This is a genomic window from Actinomadura sp. NPDC048032, assembly GCF_040653175.1.
Lineage (GTDB): Bacteria > Actinomycetota > Actinomycetes > Streptosporangiales > Streptosporangiaceae > Spirillospora > Spirillospora verrucosospora.
Map to the genome: position 1 here is coordinate 1 of NZ_JBEZJP010000109.1, position 17,707 is coordinate 17,707.

The 17,707-nt window shown below is 73.3% G+C and carries 18 protein-coding genes and 1 pseudogene; 10 read left to right on the forward strand and 9 right to left on the reverse strand.

The annotated features are described in order from the left end of the window. The coding region (locus AB0C69_RS17030; RefSeq protein ID WP_360354312.1) for a DUF4389 domain-containing protein at positions 1 to 867 on the forward strand (867 nt) is incomplete at its 5' end. A gap of 85 nt (positions 868 to 952) precedes the next feature. Beyond that, complete coding sequence (locus tag AB0C69_RS17035) at positions 953 to 2,650, forward strand: serine/threonine-protein kinase (RefSeq protein WP_345175830.1); 1,698 nt, start codon at positions 953 to 955, stop codon at positions 2,648 to 2,650. On the opposite strand, the gene AB0C69_RS17040 is transcribed toward AB0C69_RS17035, so the two are convergent. Further along, positions 2,647 to 3,606 carry an alpha/beta hydrolase gene (locus AB0C69_RS17040; protein ID WP_360354315.1) on the reverse strand — a complete coding sequence of 320 codons (960 nt, stop codon included), beginning with the start codon at positions 3,604 to 3,606 and terminating at the stop codon, positions 2,647 to 2,649. The two genes, AB0C69_RS17035 and AB0C69_RS17040, sit on opposite strands and share 4 nt — an antisense overlap. A gap of 112 nt (positions 3,607 to 3,718) precedes the next feature. Between AB0C69_RS17040 and AB0C69_RS17045 the strand changes: the two genes are divergently transcribed. Continuing rightward, positions 3,719 to 5,401, forward strand: coding sequence for a serine/threonine-protein kinase (locus AB0C69_RS17045; RefSeq protein WP_360354317.1), 1,683 nt, complete (start codon positions 3,719 to 3,721; stop codon positions 5,399 to 5,401). 43 nt (positions 5,402 to 5,444) lie between these two features. Continuing rightward, positions 5,445 to 6,848, forward strand: a complete 1,404-nt coding sequence (locus AB0C69_RS17050) for an amino acid permease (RefSeq protein WP_360354319.1) — start codon at positions 5,445 to 5,447, stop codon at positions 6,846 to 6,848. A 1-nt stretch (position 6,849) separates the two neighbouring features. On the opposite strand, the gene AB0C69_RS17055 is transcribed toward AB0C69_RS17050, so the two are convergent. The 4 genes and pseudogenes from AB0C69_RS17055 to AB0C69_RS17070 form a co-directional block, all read right to left on the reverse strand. Beyond that, a complete protein-coding gene (locus tag AB0C69_RS17055) occupies positions 6,850 to 7,488 on the reverse strand; it encodes a LysE family translocator (RefSeq protein ID WP_345175837.1) in 639 nt (212 codons plus the stop codon). A 52-nt stretch (positions 7,489 to 7,540) separates the two neighbouring features. Continuing rightward, on the reverse strand, positions 7,541 to 8,173 hold the full coding sequence (locus tag AB0C69_RS17060) for a DUF1444 family protein (protein WP_345175839.1): 633 nt from the start codon (positions 8,171 to 8,173) through the stop codon (positions 7,541 to 7,543). Positions 8,174 to 8,224: 51 nt separating this feature from the next. Then, positions 8,225 to 9,628, reverse strand: a pseudogene (locus AB0C69_RS17065) (cobyric acid synthase); the annotation flags it as partial. Further along, positions 9,607 to 9,861 (reverse strand): hypothetical protein, encoded by a 255-nt coding sequence (locus AB0C69_RS17070; protein ID WP_360354338.1) that lies wholly within the window; start codon positions 9,859 to 9,861, stop codon positions 9,607 to 9,609. The gene AB0C69_RS17070 and the pseudogene AB0C69_RS17065, both read right to left, overlap by 22 nt. A 204-nt stretch (positions 9,862 to 10,065) precedes the next feature. Here AB0C69_RS17070 and AB0C69_RS17075 point away from each other — a divergent pair, with 204 nt between their 5' ends. From AB0C69_RS17075 to AB0C69_RS17090, 4 genes are all read left to right on the forward strand, one after another. Then, positions 10,066 to 10,881, forward strand: coding sequence for an SAM-dependent methyltransferase (locus tag AB0C69_RS17075; protein WP_360354322.1), 816 nt, complete (start codon positions 10,066 to 10,068; stop codon positions 10,879 to 10,881). A 259-nt stretch (positions 10,882 to 11,140) separates the two neighbouring features. Continuing rightward, positions 11,141 to 11,638 (forward strand): hypothetical protein, encoded by a 498-nt coding sequence (locus AB0C69_RS17080; RefSeq protein WP_345171857.1) that lies wholly within the window; start codon positions 11,141 to 11,143, stop codon positions 11,636 to 11,638. Between the two features lie 161 nt (positions 11,639 to 11,799). Continuing rightward, positions 11,800 to 11,988: a DUF5999 family protein gene (locus AB0C69_RS17085; protein ID WP_345172494.1), complete on the forward strand. Its 189-nt coding sequence runs from the start codon at positions 11,800 to 11,802 to the stop codon at positions 11,986 to 11,988. 711 nt (positions 11,989 to 12,699) lie between these two features. Further along, positions 12,700 to 13,032 (forward strand): hypothetical protein, encoded by a 333-nt coding sequence (locus AB0C69_RS17090; RefSeq protein WP_345171855.1) that lies wholly within the window; start codon positions 12,700 to 12,702, stop codon positions 13,030 to 13,032. An 80-nt stretch (positions 13,033 to 13,112) separates the two neighbouring features. Here the strand turns inward: AB0C69_RS17090 and AB0C69_RS17095 are convergent, their stop codons facing one another. The 3 genes from AB0C69_RS17095 to AB0C69_RS17105 are packed head-to-tail and all read right to left on the reverse strand — an operon-like array spanning position 13,113 to position 15,040. Beyond that, a complete protein-coding gene (locus tag AB0C69_RS17095; protein WP_345171853.1) occupies positions 13,113 to 13,583 on the reverse strand; it encodes an SRPBCC family protein in 471 nt (156 codons plus the stop codon). Between the two features lie 31 nt (positions 13,584 to 13,614). Next, positions 13,615 to 14,412, reverse strand: a complete 798-nt coding sequence (locus tag AB0C69_RS17100; RefSeq protein ID WP_360354325.1) for an SAM-dependent methyltransferase — start codon at positions 14,410 to 14,412, stop codon at positions 13,615 to 13,617. Between the two features lie 43 nt (positions 14,413 to 14,455). After that, positions 14,456 to 15,040 carry a PepSY domain-containing protein gene (locus AB0C69_RS17105; protein WP_360354327.1) on the reverse strand — a complete coding sequence of 195 codons (585 nt, stop codon included), beginning with the start codon at positions 15,038 to 15,040 and terminating at the stop codon, positions 14,456 to 14,458. A gap of 133 nt (positions 15,041 to 15,173) precedes the next feature. Between AB0C69_RS17105 and AB0C69_RS17110 the strand changes: the two genes are divergently transcribed. Beyond that, entirely contained in the window at positions 15,174 to 15,854 is a 681-nt protein-coding gene (locus AB0C69_RS17110; protein WP_353833662.1) for a response regulator, read from the forward strand. A gap of 1 nt (position 15,855) precedes the next feature. Next, a complete protein-coding gene (locus AB0C69_RS17115; protein ID WP_360354329.1) occupies positions 15,856 to 17,313 on the forward strand; it encodes a HAMP domain-containing sensor histidine kinase in 1,458 nt (485 codons plus the stop codon). Here the strand turns inward: AB0C69_RS17115 and AB0C69_RS17120 are convergent. After that, a partial coding sequence (locus AB0C69_RS17120; RefSeq protein WP_360354331.1) for an acyl-CoA dehydrogenase family protein occupies positions 17,288 to 17,707 on the reverse strand: 420 nt, incomplete at its 5' end. The two genes, AB0C69_RS17115 and AB0C69_RS17120, sit on opposite strands and share 26 nt — an antisense overlap.

Here is a 17,707-nt window from a genome sequence, read left to right on the forward strand (position 1 = left end):
CTGTCCTCCACCGGCCCCCGCGTCATCGACTTCGGCATCGCCCGCGCCCTCGACGCCCCCGACGGCCCCACCCGCACCGGCCAGTTCGTCGGGACGCCGTCCTACATCGCGCCCGAGGTGCTGCGGGGAGAACCGGTCGAGCAGGCGTCGGACGTGTTCGCGTGGGGCTGCGTCGTCGCCTACGCCGGGACCGGGCGTCCCCCGTTCCAGAGCGGGACCGTCGCCGAGACGTTCCGCCGCATCGAGCACGAGGAGCCCGACCTCGCCGGCCTCGACCCGCGGCTGCGCGAGGTCGTCGCCGCCGCGCTCGGCAAGGACCCGCGCGACCGCCCGACGGCGCGGCGGCTGCTGACCCTGCTCGTCGGGCAGGAGAAGGCCGACCTCACCCAGGCCGTGGAGACGATCTCGGCGTCGTGGCGGGGGCCGGATCCGGCCGCGGAGCCCGCCTCCGAGCCGGACGGCGCGCGCCCCGCGGCCGTCGAGGTCCCGGCTCCGAGGCCCGCGCCGGAGGCCGCCGCCCCCGCGGTCGCGGCGGCGCGCGAGCCCGGCCCGGACGCGGAGACGGTCCTCGTCGACCTGCCGTTCCCGGCCGCCTGGCGCGGCCCGCGGCGCTGGCTCACCCTGCTCAGGGGCCTGCTGGTCATCCCGCACCTGGTCGTGATGCTGATCATGTACGCGGCCCTGGTGGTCGTCATGCCGCTCAGCTGGCTGGTCATCCCGTTCACCGGCCGGTACCCCCGCGCCCTGTACGCGCTGGCCGTCGGCTGCCAGCGCTGGTCCAGCCGGGTCGTGGCGTACGCGCTCGGGCTCACCGGCGAGAAGCTCCCGCCGTTCCGCACCCTTCCCCGCGCCCGCCGCACGAACTGAACGTGCCGACGACTCCGCGCGTCCGAATCACCGTGGACCGCTAGGGTTCTACGACAAAGACTCCCGAATCCCCCTCAGGATCACGATGACCACGCACGCAGGAGAGAACGGGGAGACCCTGCGCCCCGGCGACCCCGCCGAGCTCGGCCCCTACACGCTGGTGGGGCGGCTCGGCCGGGGCGGCATGGGGACGGTCTACCTCGGCGAGGACCGCGCCGGCCGCCGCGTCGCCGTAAAAATGATCAACCGGGAGCTCGCCGGTGAGGGCACGTTCCGGGAGCGGTTCCGCCGCGAGGTGACCGCCGCGCGGCAGGTCCGCCGGTTCTGCACCGCGCCCGTGATGGACGCCGAGCTCGACACCGACCCCCTGTACGTCGTCACCGAGTACATCGAGGGCCCGAGCCTGGAGAGCGCCGTCGCCGAGCGCGGGCCGCTGCCCGGCTCCGACCTGGAGGGACTCGCGGTCGGCGTCGCCACCGCGCTCGCCGCCATCCACGGCGCCGGGATCGTGCACCGCGACCTCAAGCCCGCCAACGTCCTGCTGTCCTCCACCGGCCCCCGCGTCATCGACTTCGGCATCGCCCGCGCCCTCGACGCCCCCGACGGCCCCACCCGCACCGGCCAGTTCGTCGGGACCCCGAACTACCTGCCGCCCGAGCTGCTGCGCGGCGAGCAGGTCTCGCCCGCCTCCGACGTGTTCTCGTGGGGCTGCGTCGTCGCCTACGCCGGGACGGGGCGCCCCCCGTTCGCGGGCACCACCGTTCCGGAGATCTTCTACCGCGTCGTCCACGAGGAGCCGAGGCTCGACGGGCTCGACCCCGGCCTGCGCGACGTCGTCGCCGCCGCGCTCGACAAGGACCCGCGCCGGCGGCCGACCGTCCAGGACCTGCTCGGACGGCTCGTCGGCAACGGCCAGGCCGACCCGGCGAGGCTCGCCGAGACCGTCCAGGCGAGCTGGCACGGACCGGCGAGCGACCCGACCGCCCAGGCCCGCACGGCGCCGGCCGCCTTCCAGCAGCCGACCCCGCCGCCCGCGGCCCCCGGCGCCACCCGCCAGGACGCGCGGCCCGCCGTCCCCCGGTCGGGCGGCGCGTCCCGGCGTCCGCTGGTCATCGGCGGCGCCGTCGCTGCCGCCCTCGTCCTGCTCGCCGTCGTCGGGTTCCTCGTGCTGCGCCCGGACGGCCCGCCCGGCAACGTCGCCACGACGTTCAGCGACGACTTCTCCGACGACGGCTCCGGCTGGGGCACCTTCAGCGGCCAGTACGGCTACGTGAACGGCGGCTACCGGCTGGAGTCCCAGGGCTCGACCGGCGGGGTGAGGCGCGACGTGCCCAAGGACGACTTCGCCCCCGACCCGATGCTGGCCACCGTCACCACCAGGGTCGCCCAGGGTTCCCCCGACGGCATGTACGGCCTCACCTGCCGCATGACCGAGGACGGTGCGAGCGAGTACATGTTCCTCGTCCGCAACGACGGCAAGGGCGCGGTGCTCCGCAAGCTCACCAAGGACCGCGGCACCAAGGAGCTCGACAGCCCCGACTCGGTCGCCGGCCTCTCCGAGGGCGAGTCGAACAAGCTCCAGATCGCCTGCGAGAGCGGCGACGACGGCAAGCAGGTGCGGCTGCGGCTCTGGGTGAACGGCCACCGGGTCATCGACGCGACCGACACCGACCAGCCGCTCGGCAACGGCAAGGCCGGCCTGCAGGTCGAGCGGGGCGGCAACGCCGCGCAGCAGATCATCGTCGACTTCGACGACTTCGACCTGTCGGAGATCCTCGGCTAGGCCGGCCGGCCCGGCAGGTAGCCGTTCGTCCACCGGGTCAGCTCCGCGAAGACCTGCGAGCGGGCCGGTTCGGCGGACAGCACCAGGTCGTGCAGGCCGCCCTCGATCCGCACGAGCGTGACGTGCCGCCCGATCCGCGGCGCCCACTTCGCCATGTGCTCGACGTCCAGGACGGCGTCGGCGCCCGTCACGTCCAGCACCCCGCGGGTCGGGCGGACGCTGCGCGTCGACGCCATCACCAGCACCGGGACGTCGACGTCCAGGCCGCGGTGCAGGCGCAGCTGCCCCCGCCGCACGGCCGCCAGCCACGCCGCCCGCACCGGGAACCCGGCGAGCGGCTTCCAGGCCAGGTCGAACTCCCACTCGCCCTCGTGGTCGCGGTGGATGCTGCGCGGGTACCGGTCGGACACCCCCGCGGGCAGCTTCGCCTTCGGGAACCGGGGACGCAGCGCACGCGCCAGGCCCGCGCCGGCCTTGCGCATCACCAGTGGCTCGGCGAGGTCCAGGAACGGGCTGTTGAGGAACACGCCGTCGATCAGGCCCCTGCCCCTGGCCCGGTCGGCCCACAGGGCCGCGACCAGGCCGCCGGTCGAGTGGCCGTTCAGCAGGAGCGTGTCGTGCCCGTCCACGTCCCGGATGATCCGCACCGCCTCGTCGATCTCCGGGAAGTAGTCCGACAGGCTCTCGACGTAGTTCGGGGTCTGGTGCGGCCGCAGCGAGCGCCCGTACTTGCGCAGGTCGAGCGCGTAGAAGTCGAAGCCGAGCTCGACGTAGAAGTCGGCGAGGTGCCGCTGGAAGAAGTAGTCGACGAACCCGTGCAGGTAGAGCACCGCCCGCCGGGACGGGTCGCCGCCGCCCCGGCGCCGTACGAGCGTCGCCACGACCTCGCCCTCGGCGTCGCGGCCCATCGGCAGCTCGATCGCCTCGTACCCGGGGCCGAGCACGTCCGCCGTCACGTCCACATTTCCTCCCGCTGTCCGGTGAACTGATGCCCCATGATCGGGCGTCAAAGAGACCGACCGTACGACAGACTGAATCACAGCCCCTCTCCACCCCGGGAGTCGAGTCATGCAGGCGCCCCTCCGTGACCGAGACCCGCGGCTGCTCGGCCCGTACGTGCTCACCGCCCGCCTCGGCCGGGGCGGCATGGGCACCGTCTACCTCGGCGAGGACGCGTCGGGACGGCGGGTCGCGGTCAAGGTCATCAACACGGAACTGGCCGACGACGAGGCGTTCCACGAGCGGTTCCGCAGCGAGGTGACGGCCGCGCGGCAGGTCAGCCGGTTCTGCACGGCCGCCGTCCTGGACGCCCGGCTCGACGGCGACCCGCTGTACGTGGTGACCGAGTACGTCAACGGGCCGTCCGTCGAGGAGGCCGTCAAGGCGGACGGCCCCCTGCGCGGCGGCGACCTGGAGGCCCTCGCGGTCAACGTCGCGACGGCGCTCGGCGCGATCCACGGGGCCGGGATCGTGCACCGCGACCTCAAGCCGTCCAACGTGCTGCTGTCCCCGACCGGGCCGCGCGTGATCGACTTCGGCATCGCCCGCGCGCTGGACGCCACCGAGGGCCCGACCCGGACCGGCCAGTTCGTCGGCACGCCCGCCTACATCGCGCCCGAGCTGATGCACGGGCGGGAGGTCACGCCCGCCGCCGACGTGTTCTCCTGGGGCTGCGTCGTCGCCTACGCGGGCACGGGCCGCGCCCCGTTCGGCGGCGGGACGCTCCCGGAGGTCATCAGCCGGGTGACGTCCGCCGACCCCGACCTGGAGGGCCTCGACCCGGCCGTCCGCGATCTGGTGGCCCGGGCGCTGGCCAAGGAGCCCGCCGACCGTCCGACGGTGAAGCAGCTGATCCAGGCGCTGACCGGCGAGGACGCGCCGCCCGCGGCTCCGCCCGCCGCCGCGCCGCCCGAGCCGGAACCGGTGCCGGAGCCGGAGCCGGCACCTGAGCCGACGCCTGCGCCTCTGACGAGCGTCGACTCCGTGCCGCCGACGCGCCCGGTCGGCATGCGGGCGCCCGCGGCCCCGGAGAGGAAGCGGTCCCGGCACCGCGACCGGGGCCTGCTCATCGCCGCGACCGGCGCGGTCCTCGCCGTCTCCGCCGTGATCGGGGCCCTCGGCATCCCGGGCGGCGACGACTCCCCGGACGCCTCGGGGCCCACCAGGGCCGCCGTCCTCGGCGACGAACCGCCGGACGTCAAGGACAAGATCTTCGACGACGGCTTCAACGACGCCGGCTCCGGCTGGAAGACGGCCGCCACCCCGGTCTTCGACGCGTCCTACCGCGACCGGAAGTACGAGATCCACGTCCTGCCGAAGGCCGGGCGCACGACCGTCGACGCACCGGTGAGCAGGATCCCCGACTCCCAGCTCGTCGAGGTCGAGGTCACGCCGAAGGACGCCTACGGCGAGGCGGGGGTGTACTGCCTGGGAAGCTCGGGCTACGCGTTCCTCCTCGGCTCGGACGGGCGCGCGCGCATCGCCAGGCTGGCCACCCGGCAGGCGCAGACCGTGACGACCGGCATCGCACCCAGGCTGCGCGAGAGGAACCGCCTCCAGGCCGCCTGCGTCAAGCGCGAGGACGGCAACGTCGACCTGGCGATGTGGGTCAACGGCAAGCCGGTCGCCTCGTCCGCCGCCACGCCGCCGGGCAGCGCCCCCGGCAACAGCGGCCTGCTCGTGGTCCGCGACGAGGGCGCGACCGGATGGCCCCAGGCGGTCTTCGACGACTTCGCGCTCTGCGAGGTCTGACACTCGTCAGACACATCCGCGCAGGTCACCTACTGTTGTCGTGATGTCTGAGAGCAGTGGCGGCGCCGGACTGCGCGCCGGGCTGCGCCGCCGCCACATGACGATGCTGGCGATCGGCGGCGCGATCGGCGCCGGGCTGTTCGTCGGCAGCGGCGCCGTGATCAGCACCGCCGGGCCCGCCGCCGTCCTGTCGTACGCGGCGGCCGGCCTGCTGGTGCTGTGCGTGCTGCGGGCGCTCGGCGAGATGGTCGTCGCGCGCCCGGTCGCCGGGTCCCTCGCCGAGTACGCGCGGATGGCGCTCGGCCCCTTCGCGGGCTTCACCATCGGCTGGCTGTACTGGTACCTCTACGTGATCCTCGTCGGCGCCGAGGCGACCGCGGGCGCCGGCATCCTCGCCGGCTGGACCGGCCTGCCGCAGTGGGCGCTGGCCGCCGGGCTGCTGGTCGCGATGACGGCGGTGAACCTCGTCTCCGTCCGGTCCTTCGGCGAGTTCGAGTTCTGGTTCGCCTCGATCAAGGTCGCGGCGATCCTGGTGTTCGTCGTCCTCGGCGTCCTGTACGTCACCGGCCTCTGGCCGGACTCGCCCGGCGGCCTCGCCGTGCTCACCGGGCACGGCGGGTTCGTCCCGAACGGCGCCGGGTCGGTCTTCACCGCCATCGTCGCGGTGATGTTCGCGTTCGGCGGGACGGAGATCGTCACCATCGCCGCCGCGGAGAGCGAGGAGCCGGGCCGGGCGGTCGCCCGGGCCACGAGCAACGTGCTGTGGCGCGTCGCGCTGTTCTACGTGCTGTCGATCCTGCTCGTCGTGTCGATCCTGCCGTGGAACGACGCGAAGATCCTCACCAGCCCGTTCGTCAGCGCCCTGGACCGGCTGGACGTGCCCGCCGCCGGCACCCTCATGCAGGCGGTCATCCTCACCGCCGTCCTGTCGGTGCTGAACTCGGCGATCTACGTCTCGTCCCGGATGCTGTACGTGCTGACCCGCGACGGCGACGCCCCCGCCGGGCTGGTGCGGCTGAACCGGCGCGGCGTCCCCGTCCGGGCGATCCTGCTCGGGACGGTCGCGGCGTGGGCGGCGGTCGTCGCGTCCTACGTCTCCCCCGACCAGGTGTTCAGGTTCCTGATGAACTCGATCGGGGTCGTGCTGGCCTTCGTCTACCTGGCGATCCTGTTCTCGCAACTGCGGCTGCGGTCCCGGCTGCGGCGCGAGGACCCGGCGAGCCTCACCTACCGGATGTGGCTGTTCCCGTACCTGACCTGGCTCGTCATCGCCGCCCTGCTCGCCGTGCTGGTCTCGATGGCGTTCATGGCCGGGCAGCGCTCCCAGCTGGCCGCCTCCCTGGTCAGCCTCGCCGCCGTCGCGCTCGCCTACCCCCTGCGGCGCCGCTTCGGCAGGCGGCCGCCGGTCGCCGCTCCCGTCGCCGCGGCGCGCGGACCCGGGGGCTAGCTCAGTCCTTGCGGCCCGTCGCCGCGACCGTGACGCCGAGACCGATCATCATCAGGCCGCCGGTGCCGCCGATCGCCGCGAGGCGGCGCGGCGAGCGGGCGAACCAGTCGCGGGCCGTCCCCGCCGCGATCCCCCACACGCTGTCGCAGCACAGCGCGATCACCGCGAAGATCGCGCCGAACAGCATCATCTGGAGCTCGACGTGGCCGTTCTCGCGCACCACGAACTGCGGCAGGACGGCCGCGAAGAACACGGTCGTCTTCGGGTTGGTGATGCCGACGAAGAAGCCCTGCAGCAGCGCCCGGCCCCCGCCGCGCTCCGCCTCGCTCCCGGCGATCGCCTCCTGGAGCGAGCGCCGGTGCCGGATGGCCTGCACCCCGAGGTAGACGATGTAGACCGCGCCCACGATCTTCAGGGCGGTGAACACGACGACGGAACGCTCCACGACCGATCCGATCCCCACCGCGACCGCCGCGGTCAGCACCAGGGCGGCGAGCACCCCGCCGACCACGCCCGCGAGCGCGGTGCGCCGGCCGTGCGCCAGCGCGCGGCCGACGACGAACAGGACGGACGGCCCCGGGATCAGGATGATCGCCAGTGCCATCGCGGAGAACGCCAGAAGCTGATGAGTCGACACCATGCCCCGGAGAGTACGCATTCCGGGCATGGCGGCCCACCCGTTTTCCCGGGGGTCAGCCGGTGAGGACTTCCCAGGCGGCGCCGCGGCGGACCAGGAGGTTGTGCGTGAGGAGGCTCCCCGCGGGGACGTCCCACACCGGGTCGTCGCCGTCGTCGCCGCGGTCCTCGGCCCACACCTGCGAGACCGCCCAGCGGAGCTTGTCGATGCCGTCCGGGTGCCCGGTGCCGGACGCGACGAACACGTCCCGCGCGGGCGCCGCGACGACGAGGTCGCCCTCCACGTCCTGCGCCAGCTTCTCCAGGAACCCCTCGTCCAGCAGCAGGCCCGACTCCAGGCCCCCGCCCCGCGGGGACGCGCCCAGCGACACCGTCACGGCGCGCGCGTCGGGATACCAGCTGAGGCTCAGCTCGGGACGAAGGTCGCGCAGGTTGATCACCGCGTGGCGGCGCAGCTCGCCCTGCGCCACCCCGAGGTCGGCGCAGTGCCGGCGCGCCACGTGCTCGTAGCGGCGGCCGGACGGGGCCCCCTCGTCGGCGATCTCCAGCGCGTAGGTGACGTACAGGTCGGCGGCGAACGGGTCGCGGATCGGCTCCTCGTCCGCCGGGAGCGGGAACTCCAGCTGGACCTCGGCCGGCACCCGCGCCTTCATCAGCGGGACGATCAGCTTGGACCGCGGGTCGGTCACGGGGTGCTCCTCCTGGTGCTCTGCCTGCGTGCGCCTGTGTTCACGAGTGGATCACCCTACCCCCGCCGAGGGCGGCGCCGGGGCTCCGCCGGGCGGGACGACGGGCAGGCCCCCCGGCGCGCCGCCCTCGATGATCCGCCACAGGGCCCCGGTGTCCATGTGCTCCTCGACGAGGTCGCCGAGCGCGTCCAGGGTCGCCTCCCTCAGCGCCCCGAAGGACACGTCCGGGGCCGGGACGAACCGCCTCTCCGCCGTCCGGGCGACGTCCGCGAGGAACGCCCTGCGGAAGCCGTCGTTCTCCATCGCTCCATGCCAGGTCGTCCCCCACACGGCGCCTTTCCGGCACCCGTCGAGGAACGGCTCCCCCTCCGCGCTCACGATGCCGTGATGGATCTCGTAGGCGTTCACGGTCTCCCCGTAGGCGCTTCCGGTGGGCCGCCCGAGGGTCTTCTCCTTCTTGAACTCGACCTTCGCAGGAAGGAGACCGAGCCCTCGCGCTCTCCCCTCCTTTGACTCGACACCGTCCACGATCTCTTCGGCCAGCATCTGGTAGCCACCGCAGATCCCGAGGACCGGCCGCCCCTCCTGGGCCCTCCTGCGGATCTCGTCGGCCATTCCCCGGTCGCGGAGCCACGCCAGATCGGCGACCGTGGCCCGGGTCCCCGGAAGCACCACAAGGTCGGCCTCGGCCAGGTCGCCGGAACTCGCCGCGTACCGGACGACGACGCCGGGCTCGCAGGCCAGGGCGTCCATGTCCGTGAAGTTGGAGATGCGCGGGAACCGGACGACGGCGATGCGCAGCGTCTCCTTCCCGTAAGGCCCTTTCGCGTCGGGCCTCGGCGCGTCCAAGGCCAGGGTGTCCTCAGAATCGAGATACAGGCCGAGTTTCCAGGGCAGCACCCCCAGCGTCGGGCGCCCGGTGAGCATCGCGAGCTGCTCCAGCCCCGGCGCGAGAAGCTCCCGCGCCCCCCGGAACTTGTTGATGACGAATCCGGCGATCAGCGCCTGGTCGGCGGGCTCCAGCAAGGCGACCGTGCCGTAGAGCGACGCGAAGACACCGCCCCGGTCGATGTCGCCGACCACCACCACCGGCAGGTTCGCGGCCCGGGCCAGCCCCATGTTGACGATGTCGCCGCCCCGCAGATTGATCTCGGCGGGACTCCCGGCCCCCTCGCACACCACCACGTCGTACGTGGCCCGCAACTCCTCAAGGCACTCCAGCACGACGCCCTTGAGCCGCTCCTTGTGCGCCCCGTACTGAAGCGCGTCGACCTCCGCCACGGGCTTCCCCAGCACCACGACCTGGCTTCTGCGGTCGCTTCCCGGCTTGAGCAGCACCGGATTCATCAGCGCCGCGGGCTCCACCCCCGCGGCCTGCGCCTGCATGTACTGCGCCCGCCCGATCTCCGCCCCGTCGCTCGTCACCATCGAGTTCAGCGACATGTTCTGGGAGCGCTGGTTGCCGGTAGTGCTTGCGTTTGAGCCGCCACCAGGCTCATCCGGCCCTGCGCGGAGGCGAACCCCGCCAGGGGCAGGATCACCTCGCTCGGCAGCGGCGGGAACAGGTTCTCCAGCGCGATCGCCAGTCCCGCCCCGGGCGCGCCCAGCTTGTCCATCAGGTCCGTCGCCCACCCCGCGACGCCTCCCGCGGGCTCGCTCCCGGCCGCCGCGTACATCGTCTCGATCATGCTGACGACGCTAGGAACCGGGCGGCCCCGCCGCCATGGAGCGCACCGCCGATCCACCCGGCCGCGCACCGCACCCCCACCCTGCGGAAAACCGCACCCCGACCGCGCCGAAACCCCGGACGGGCGCGGGAATCGGCCCTAATGTTGGATCACCGCCGTCGCCCGTTCAGGGGATCTGGGCGCACAACAGAAGGAGCCGCGCGCGTGGCCGACGACCTCCCCGAGAACGCACCTCCGGGCATCGACCCCTCCACGCCCACCTTCGCGCGCGTGTACGACTACTTCCTCGGAGGCAAGGACAACTTCGCCGCCGACCGCGAGGTGGCCGACATGGTGATGCAGCTCGTGCCGGAGGCCCCCGTCGTGGCCCAGGGCAACCGGGTCGCCATCGAGCGGGCGGTGACCTACATGGCCCGCGACCTCGGGATCGACCAGTTCGTCGACATCGGATCCGGGCTGCCCACGTCGTCCAACGTGCACCAGTTCGCCCGGGCGGCCAACCCGGACGCGCGGGTGGTGTACGTCGACAACGACCCGATCGTGCTGGCGCACGGCCGGGCGCTGCTGACCGAGACCGGCGTCGCGACGTTCATCCAGGGCGACCTGTACGAGCCCGAGAAGATCTTCACCGACCCCGCGCTGACCGGGCTGCTCGACCTCTCGCGCCCGGTGGGCATCGTGCTGGCCGCGATCATCCACCACGTGCCGGACGAGCGAGACCCGGCCGGGGTCGTCCGGGCGCTGCTCCCGTTCCTGGCGCCCGGCAGCCACGTCGTGCTCACCCACCTGCACGACTCGGGCGACGACCCGCGCGTGGAGGAGGCCAAGCGCATCCTGCAGTCGGGGCTCGGCGGGTCCTACTTCCGGCACTCCTCCGAGGTCGAGCGGTTCATGGAGGGCCTCACGATCCTGGAGCCGGGGGTGGCCCACGTGACCGAGTGGCGGCCCGCCGGGCCCGCCGGGCCGCTGGAGCACCCGCTGCACACCCAGATGGTCGCCGTGCTCGGGCGGAAGGACTGATCGGCGGATTCAGCGGAGAGTGAAACCGGTTCCGCCGGCGACGGGCGAGGGAGGAGCCTCGGAGGCCCGATTCCCGCAGGCCGCGCGGTTACGGACGGCCTCGCCTCCCGGTTTCGGACCCGAGTCCGGTCATGATCCAGGTAAAAGATCTTTTTGATCGACTTTTCCGTTTAGAGCCTTTCTTGTAGCGTTCGCAGCGTTTTGTGAAGTGCATTCATGATCGGACTTTCCCGCCACAAGATCATGTGAGGACGCCGCGATGCCCCTGGCGACAGGCCTGGCCGCGGCCGCGCTCGTGGGCCTGCTGACGCTCCTGGCCACCGCGCGGCACGGCAGGCGACCCGACCGCTCGGACGACGGGCACCCCGAGTCGCTGACGGCCGTCCTCGACCCGGGGGACGAGGAGTACCTCGCGTGGCTGGCCGACCACCACTGGCCGGCTGACGAGTACCTCGACCTGGAGCACGAGTGGCGGATCGAGCTGGAGTTCGGCGAGCCGGCGGGCCACTACGAGTCGCCGCTGTGCCCCCGGTGCGATCTGCGCCGCGAGGACGTCTGGCCGTGCCCCGCCTGCGGCAGGCTCCTGCACTCCTCCTGCGGCCACGGGATGCGGCGCCGCACGGTCGAGCGCCCCTACCGGACGCACGGCACCAACTCCGAGGCGGTCGTCGCCGAGTGGATCTGCACGGGCTGCACCGCCGTCGTCGGGCTGGACGTGGACCACGGCGGCGAACCGGACGGTGGCATCTTGCGGTGAATCGCCCGTGATTGCCCGAGCTTCGACGGGTTCACACGCGCTCGAGGGTAAAAAATTCGCCAGCCACTTGCATATTTCGGACGTGGCGCGGCAGGCTGCAATATGTCCTTAATCACGTGGGACACCCGTGGAGGAACCCTGTGACCGCCGAGAACGACACCATCTGCCAGCACCAGCCGTCCTGTCCGCTGCCGGACGACCTCGACCGCGAGGCCGCCCGCATCATCGCCGCCCACCCCGAGCAGGGGTGGAGCCTCCTTTGCAACGGCGTCGTCGTCTTCGACGACACCGGCGAGCTCCTTCCCGACGGCCGCGTCATCGCCCCGCACCGCCCCACCACCGCCGCCTAGAGCCGGCGCCCCGTCCCGGCACGATCGTCCATCGCGTGCCGGTCGTCGCCGACGCCGGGCGAGCCGCTGCAGCCCGGGACACCGCGCGCCGTATCGGCGCCCCTGACGGCCCGCTCCCTCAGAGGCGGCCATCCGCCGCAGACTCCCGCATGAGTTCATGAACCGGCGTTCGTCCCCGAACGCACCGGCCAGCGGCCCGCGCGCTGAAATCCTCCACTCCCCCGGGCCACCGCCGCCGCGGCGTGACAGCCGCGCCGTGACAGCCGCGCTGTGGCCGCCACACTCTCCACGCCCCGCCGTGGAGCTCCCCGCGCCCCGCGAAGCCGCGCCGCTCCGGCAGCCGCCGCGACCCGGCGCCGTTCTCCCAGCTCCGGCCCACGCCGAGACCACCTTTCCGCGCCTTCATGAGGCGACCACCACCGGACTCCAACCCGCGTGCCAAACCCTGGCAGCGTGCGACGAAAGCCCGCGTGTCGTGGCGCCCCCGCGTGAGAAACGCGCTCAGCCTTGGAGGCGAGATCGGACAGGGGCGAGGCGACCCCGGACGGACCACGCCCGTGCGCGCGCGTCCGCATGAGACGTCACGCCCCGTCCGTCTCCAGCGATCCGCATGTCGGGCTCCCATCCGGCGGGCGATCCCGGTAGCGTTCAACTGTTTTGCTACTTACGCAACATTCATGCGGAACTCGACCGCGAAAGGACGGTGTGGGTGTGGTCACAGTCCTGGTCCTCGCGTCCCTGGTCGCCCTGTTCGGCCTCTTCCTGCCGAACCTCCTCCACCCCATGCCGCCGCGACGCGCCCCGGAACCGGCGCCGCCCTCCCCTGAGCCGCGGCATCACGCCTCCGAGGCGTCGCCCGCCGTCCCGCCCCCCGCCGCCGAGCCCCCGGGCCACCCGGAGTCCATGACCGCCGAGCTGGACCCGGGCGACGAGGAGTACCTCGCCTTCGTGGCCGACGAGCTCTGGCCCGACGACGAGTACCTGGAGCTGGAGCACACCACCGACGGCGAAGAGGAGTCCGGCGGCAGCAGCATGCGCATGTGACCGGCGAGCGGGCGTGGAGCGTTCCGAAGCGCAGGTGGCCGGGTGCCCGGCCGCCGTGTCCGGCGGACGCGCGCGACCGGCTACGCCGTGGGGAGGGGAGCGCCCGTCTCCATGAGGGTCTTGAGGCCGGACAGGACGTGCGGCCAGCCCTGCCGCGACATGCTCAGCAACACCTCGCCGCCCTCGTGGACGACGGTCAGCCGCACCGTCTCCCCGACGGGTTCGAGCTCGCAGGTCACCTTCGAGCGCGGTTCCCGCAGCAGCCGGGCCCGAGTCCCCTCGTCCACGCCGGCGGACCGCGCCCACTCCGGCGTGAAGGTGTGCCAGGTGTAGGAGAGGCGCCGTCCCGGCTCGGCTTCGAGGACGACCTGCTCGGGGTCGGACGTCGTCGCGCCCTCCTCGTGCCAGATGACGGCGGACCCCGGCCGCCAGTCGGTCTCGAAGGCGACGCCCCAGTAGCGGCGGGTGAAGGCCGGGTCGGTGAGAGCCTCCCAGAGCCGCTCCGGCGTGCTCCTGATGTAGATGGTGTAGACGAACTCGTTTCCAGTCATAGCGTCCTGTTCCAGCGGGCCTGGGGGGCGTTCAGGGCTTGCGGCCCACGGCGCCGTAGGCGTCCACGGCCTCCTGCTCGGCCGCACCGTCCGGCCGCCAGTGCGTCACCGGGACGATGCCCGGCTCCAGGAGCTCCAGGCCGTTGAAGAAGCGCCCGATCCCCTCGGGCGTCCGCAGGACGAGGGACGCGTTGCCCGAGGCGTTCCAGACGTCCACGATGCGGTCGGACGCCGCGCCGTGCACGACGTTCGTCCCGTCGTACATGGCGAAGTAGCTGCCGGAGGGGACCGCGTCCATGAGCCGCCGCACGATCCCGTACGCCTGGTCGTCGTCCGTCACGAACTCCAGGATGCCCATCAGCGTGAACGCGATCGGACGGCTGAAGTCGAGCGTCTCGGCGGCGCCCTCCAGGATCGCGTCCGGGTCGCGCACGTCCGCGTGGATGTAGGCGGTGCTCCCTTCGGGCGTGCTGGTGAGCAGGCCCTTCGCGTGCTCCAGGACCAGGGGGTCGTTGTCGACGTACACGATCCTCGACTCGGGGGCGGCGCGCTGCGCGACCTCGTGGGTGTTGTCCACCGTGGGCAGCCCGGTGCCGATGTCGATGAACTGGCGGATCCCGGCCTCGGCGGCCAGGTGCCACACCACCCGGTTCAGGAAGAGCCGGGAGGCCCGTGCCAGCCTCGCGACGTCCGGCAGCATCCCGAGGATCTGGTCCCCGACCTCGCGGTCCACCGGATAGTTGTCCTTGCCGCCAAGCCAGTAGTTCCAGATGCGCGCCACATGCGGGACGCTCGTGTCGATGCCTGGCACGGGTTTCCGGTCGCTCATGCGCCCACCCCCTCGGCCGATCCCTTCCCTTTACGGGACGGGGTCAGTCATCGTCGTCCCCCTTCTGGGCGGCCGCCTTGCCGGTCGCGTCGTCCACGGTGACCTCGTGCTCGCTCCCGTCAGACCCGGTCACGTCGACCTCCCAGACCGCCCTGCCGCCGTCGCGGTCGAAGCCGGCGGACGTCGCGTGGCCGGGAACCGCCTTGAGCGCGGCGGCGGCCGCGTCGGCCACGGAGGTCTTCGCGCCGCTCAGCGCGGTGGCCTCGCCCTTGTCGTCGTCCCCCTTCTCGGGGCGGTCGGCCGCGACCTTGCCGCTGCCGGAGTCGACGACGACCTTGCGCGCGGCGCCGTCACCGGTGAGGACCTCGACCTCCCAGACGGTGGCGCCGTCCTCGCTCTCCAGCTCGATCTCCCGCACCTTCCCGGGGACCGTCTTCAGCGCCGCGTCCGCGGCCTGCGCCAGCGAGACGGCGGTCCGGGCCGGCTTCTCCCCGGACGGCGAGTCGCCCTCGCCGCCGTCCGCGGCGGCGATCGCGGCCGTGGCTCCTCCCGCCGCGAGGGCGCCCGCGGCGACCACCGCGACCAGCAGGCCGCGGCCCGCGACCATGCGCCGTGCGTCGAACCTCATCGCAACTCCCATCTCCGGGTGCCGTGCCGGCCTGTCCGGCCGCACCTTCCGCCCTGGACGATGCCGGGCGTTCCTGTAGCGCCGCTGAAGCAACCTGAAGCCGCCTTCAGGTGCGGTTTGGCAGGCTGTGGGGATGCGCCTGCTGATCGTCGAGGACGAGAGACGCCTGGCCGCCTCGCTCGCGCGGGGCCTGACGGCCGAGGGGTTCGTGGTCGAGGCCGTCCACGACGGCGCCGAGGGGCTGCACCGGGCGCTCGGCGGCGGCTACGACCTGATCATCCTCGACATCATGCTGCCCGGGATGAACGGCTACCGGGTGTGCGCGGCCCTGCGCGCGGCGGGCGACGAGACGCCGATCCTGATGCTGACCGCCAAGGACGGCGAGTACGACGAGGCGGAGGGCCTGGACACCGGCGCGGACGACTACCTCACCAAGCCGTTCTCCTACGTGGTGCTGGTGGCCCGCGTCCGCGCGCTGCTGCGCCGCCGGACGCGGGGCGCGGCGCCCGCCATCGTGCTCGGCGACCTCACCGTCGACCCGGCGGCGCGGCGCGTGCACCGGGGCGAGACCGAGGTGGAGCTGACCGCCAAGGAGTTCGCGGTGCTGGAGCACCTGGCGGCGAACGCGGGCCGCGTCGTGTCGAAGGCGCAGATCATGGAGGCGGTCTGGGACTTCGCCTACGACGGGGACCCCAACATCGTCGAGGTGTACGTGAGCGCGCTGCGGCGCAAGCTCGACGTCCCGTTCGGACGCCGGTCGATCACGACGGTGCGCGGCGCCGGGTACCGGCTGGCCCGGGACGGGGGCGCCTGAGATGCCCCGCCGCCCGGCGTCCGTCCGCGCCAGGACCACTCTGGGCGCGACCGCCGTGGTGGCCGTCGCGCTCGTCGCCGCCGGGCTCGCGGTGGTGCTGCTGCTGCGCTCGAACCTCGGCGGCCAGGCCGATCTGAAGGCCGAGGTGGCGGCACGCGAGGTGGCCTCGCAGCTCGCCTCCGGCACCCCGTTCGCGGCGCTCGACCTGCCGGACGGGGAGGACCATCCCGTGCAGGTCGTGGACGAGAGGGGCCGGGTGCGGGCGGCCAGCGAGGACCTGCGGCGGATCCACGGGACCGGCTCCCCGGACGTGCGGCCTGGGCAGCCCCCGCGGGGCGGCGACGATGACGGCGGCGGTGACGACGATCCGGCGCGCGGCGAGGTGTCGGGCGACGACCCGGCCTTCTCCACGGGCCGCGCCACCGTCGACGACCACACCGCCGACTACCGGTTCGCGGCCGTCGAGGTGACCACGCCGCTGGACGAGACCGTGACCGTCTACGCCGGCGCCGACCTGGCCGCCGCCCGGGACGCGGTGGGCACCGCCGTCCGGGCGATGCTCGCGGGGCTTCCTCCGCTGCTCGCCGTCGTCGCGGGGGTGACGTGGCTGGTCACACGGAGGGCGCTGCGCCCGGTGGAGGCCGTCCGGGCGGAGCTGGCCGAGATCACCTCCTCCGGCGACCTGGCCCGGCGGGTGCCGGTGCCGGACGCGCGGGACGAGATCGCCGGACTGGCCGCCACCACGAACGCGACGCTCGCCGCGCTGGAGGAGTCGGTGGCACGGCAGCGCGGATTCGTCGCGGACGCCTCGCACGAGCTGCGCAGCCCCATCGCCTCGCTGCGCACCCAGCTGGAGGTCGCCGCCGCGCATCCGGAGCTGCTGGACGTCGGCGGGCTGGTCGAGGACGTCCTGCGGCTCCAGCGGCTCGCCGCGGATCTGCTGCTCCTCGCCCGCATCGACGCCGGGGACCGTCCGCCGGCCCGGCCCGTCGCGCTCGGCGGGCTCGTCCTGGACGAGCTGGAGCGCCGCGCGCCCGGCGACCGGATCGCCGTGCGGGCGTCCATCGAGGCCGATCCGCGCGTCATGGGCGTGCCGGGGCGGCTGTCGCGGGTGGTCGGCAACCTGCTCGACAACGCCCAGCGCCACGCGCGCTCGGAGGTCCGCCTGTCGGTGGGCGAGGAGGCGGGAACGGCGGTGGTGCGGGTCGCCGACGACGGGCCGGGAGTGCCGCCCGCCGACCGCGAGCGGATCTTCGAGCGGTTCGTGCGGCTGGACGACGCGCGCAGCCGCGACGAGGGCGGCGCGGGCCTCGGGCTCGCCATCGCCCGCGACCTGGTGCTGGCGCACGGCGGGGACCTCGCCGTCCGCGAGGCCCCCGGCGGCGGCGCGCTGTTCGAGGTGCGGCTTCCGGCCGCCGGGCCCGGCTCCCCGGCTACCGGAGGATCTGGCGGGCCATGACCATCCGCTGGATCTGGTTGGTGCCCTCGTAGATCTGAGTGATCTTGGCGTCGCGCATCATCCGCTCCACCGGGAACTCCCGCGTGTACCCGTACCCGCCCAGCAACTGCACCGCGTCCGTCGTCACGTCCATCGCCACATCCGAGGCCAGCGCCTTGCACGCCGACGACACGAACGTCAGATCCGGCACCCGCTCCCCCGCCATCGCCCGCTCGGACTTCACCGCCGCGTGATACGTCAGCTGCCGCGCCCCCTCCAACCGCATCGCCATGTCCGCCAGCATGAACTGCACACCCTGGAAATCAGCGATCGCCTTCCCGAACTGCCGCCGCTGCTTCACATACCCCACCGCGAAATCCAGCGCCCCCTGCGCGATCCCCAGCGCCTGCGCCGC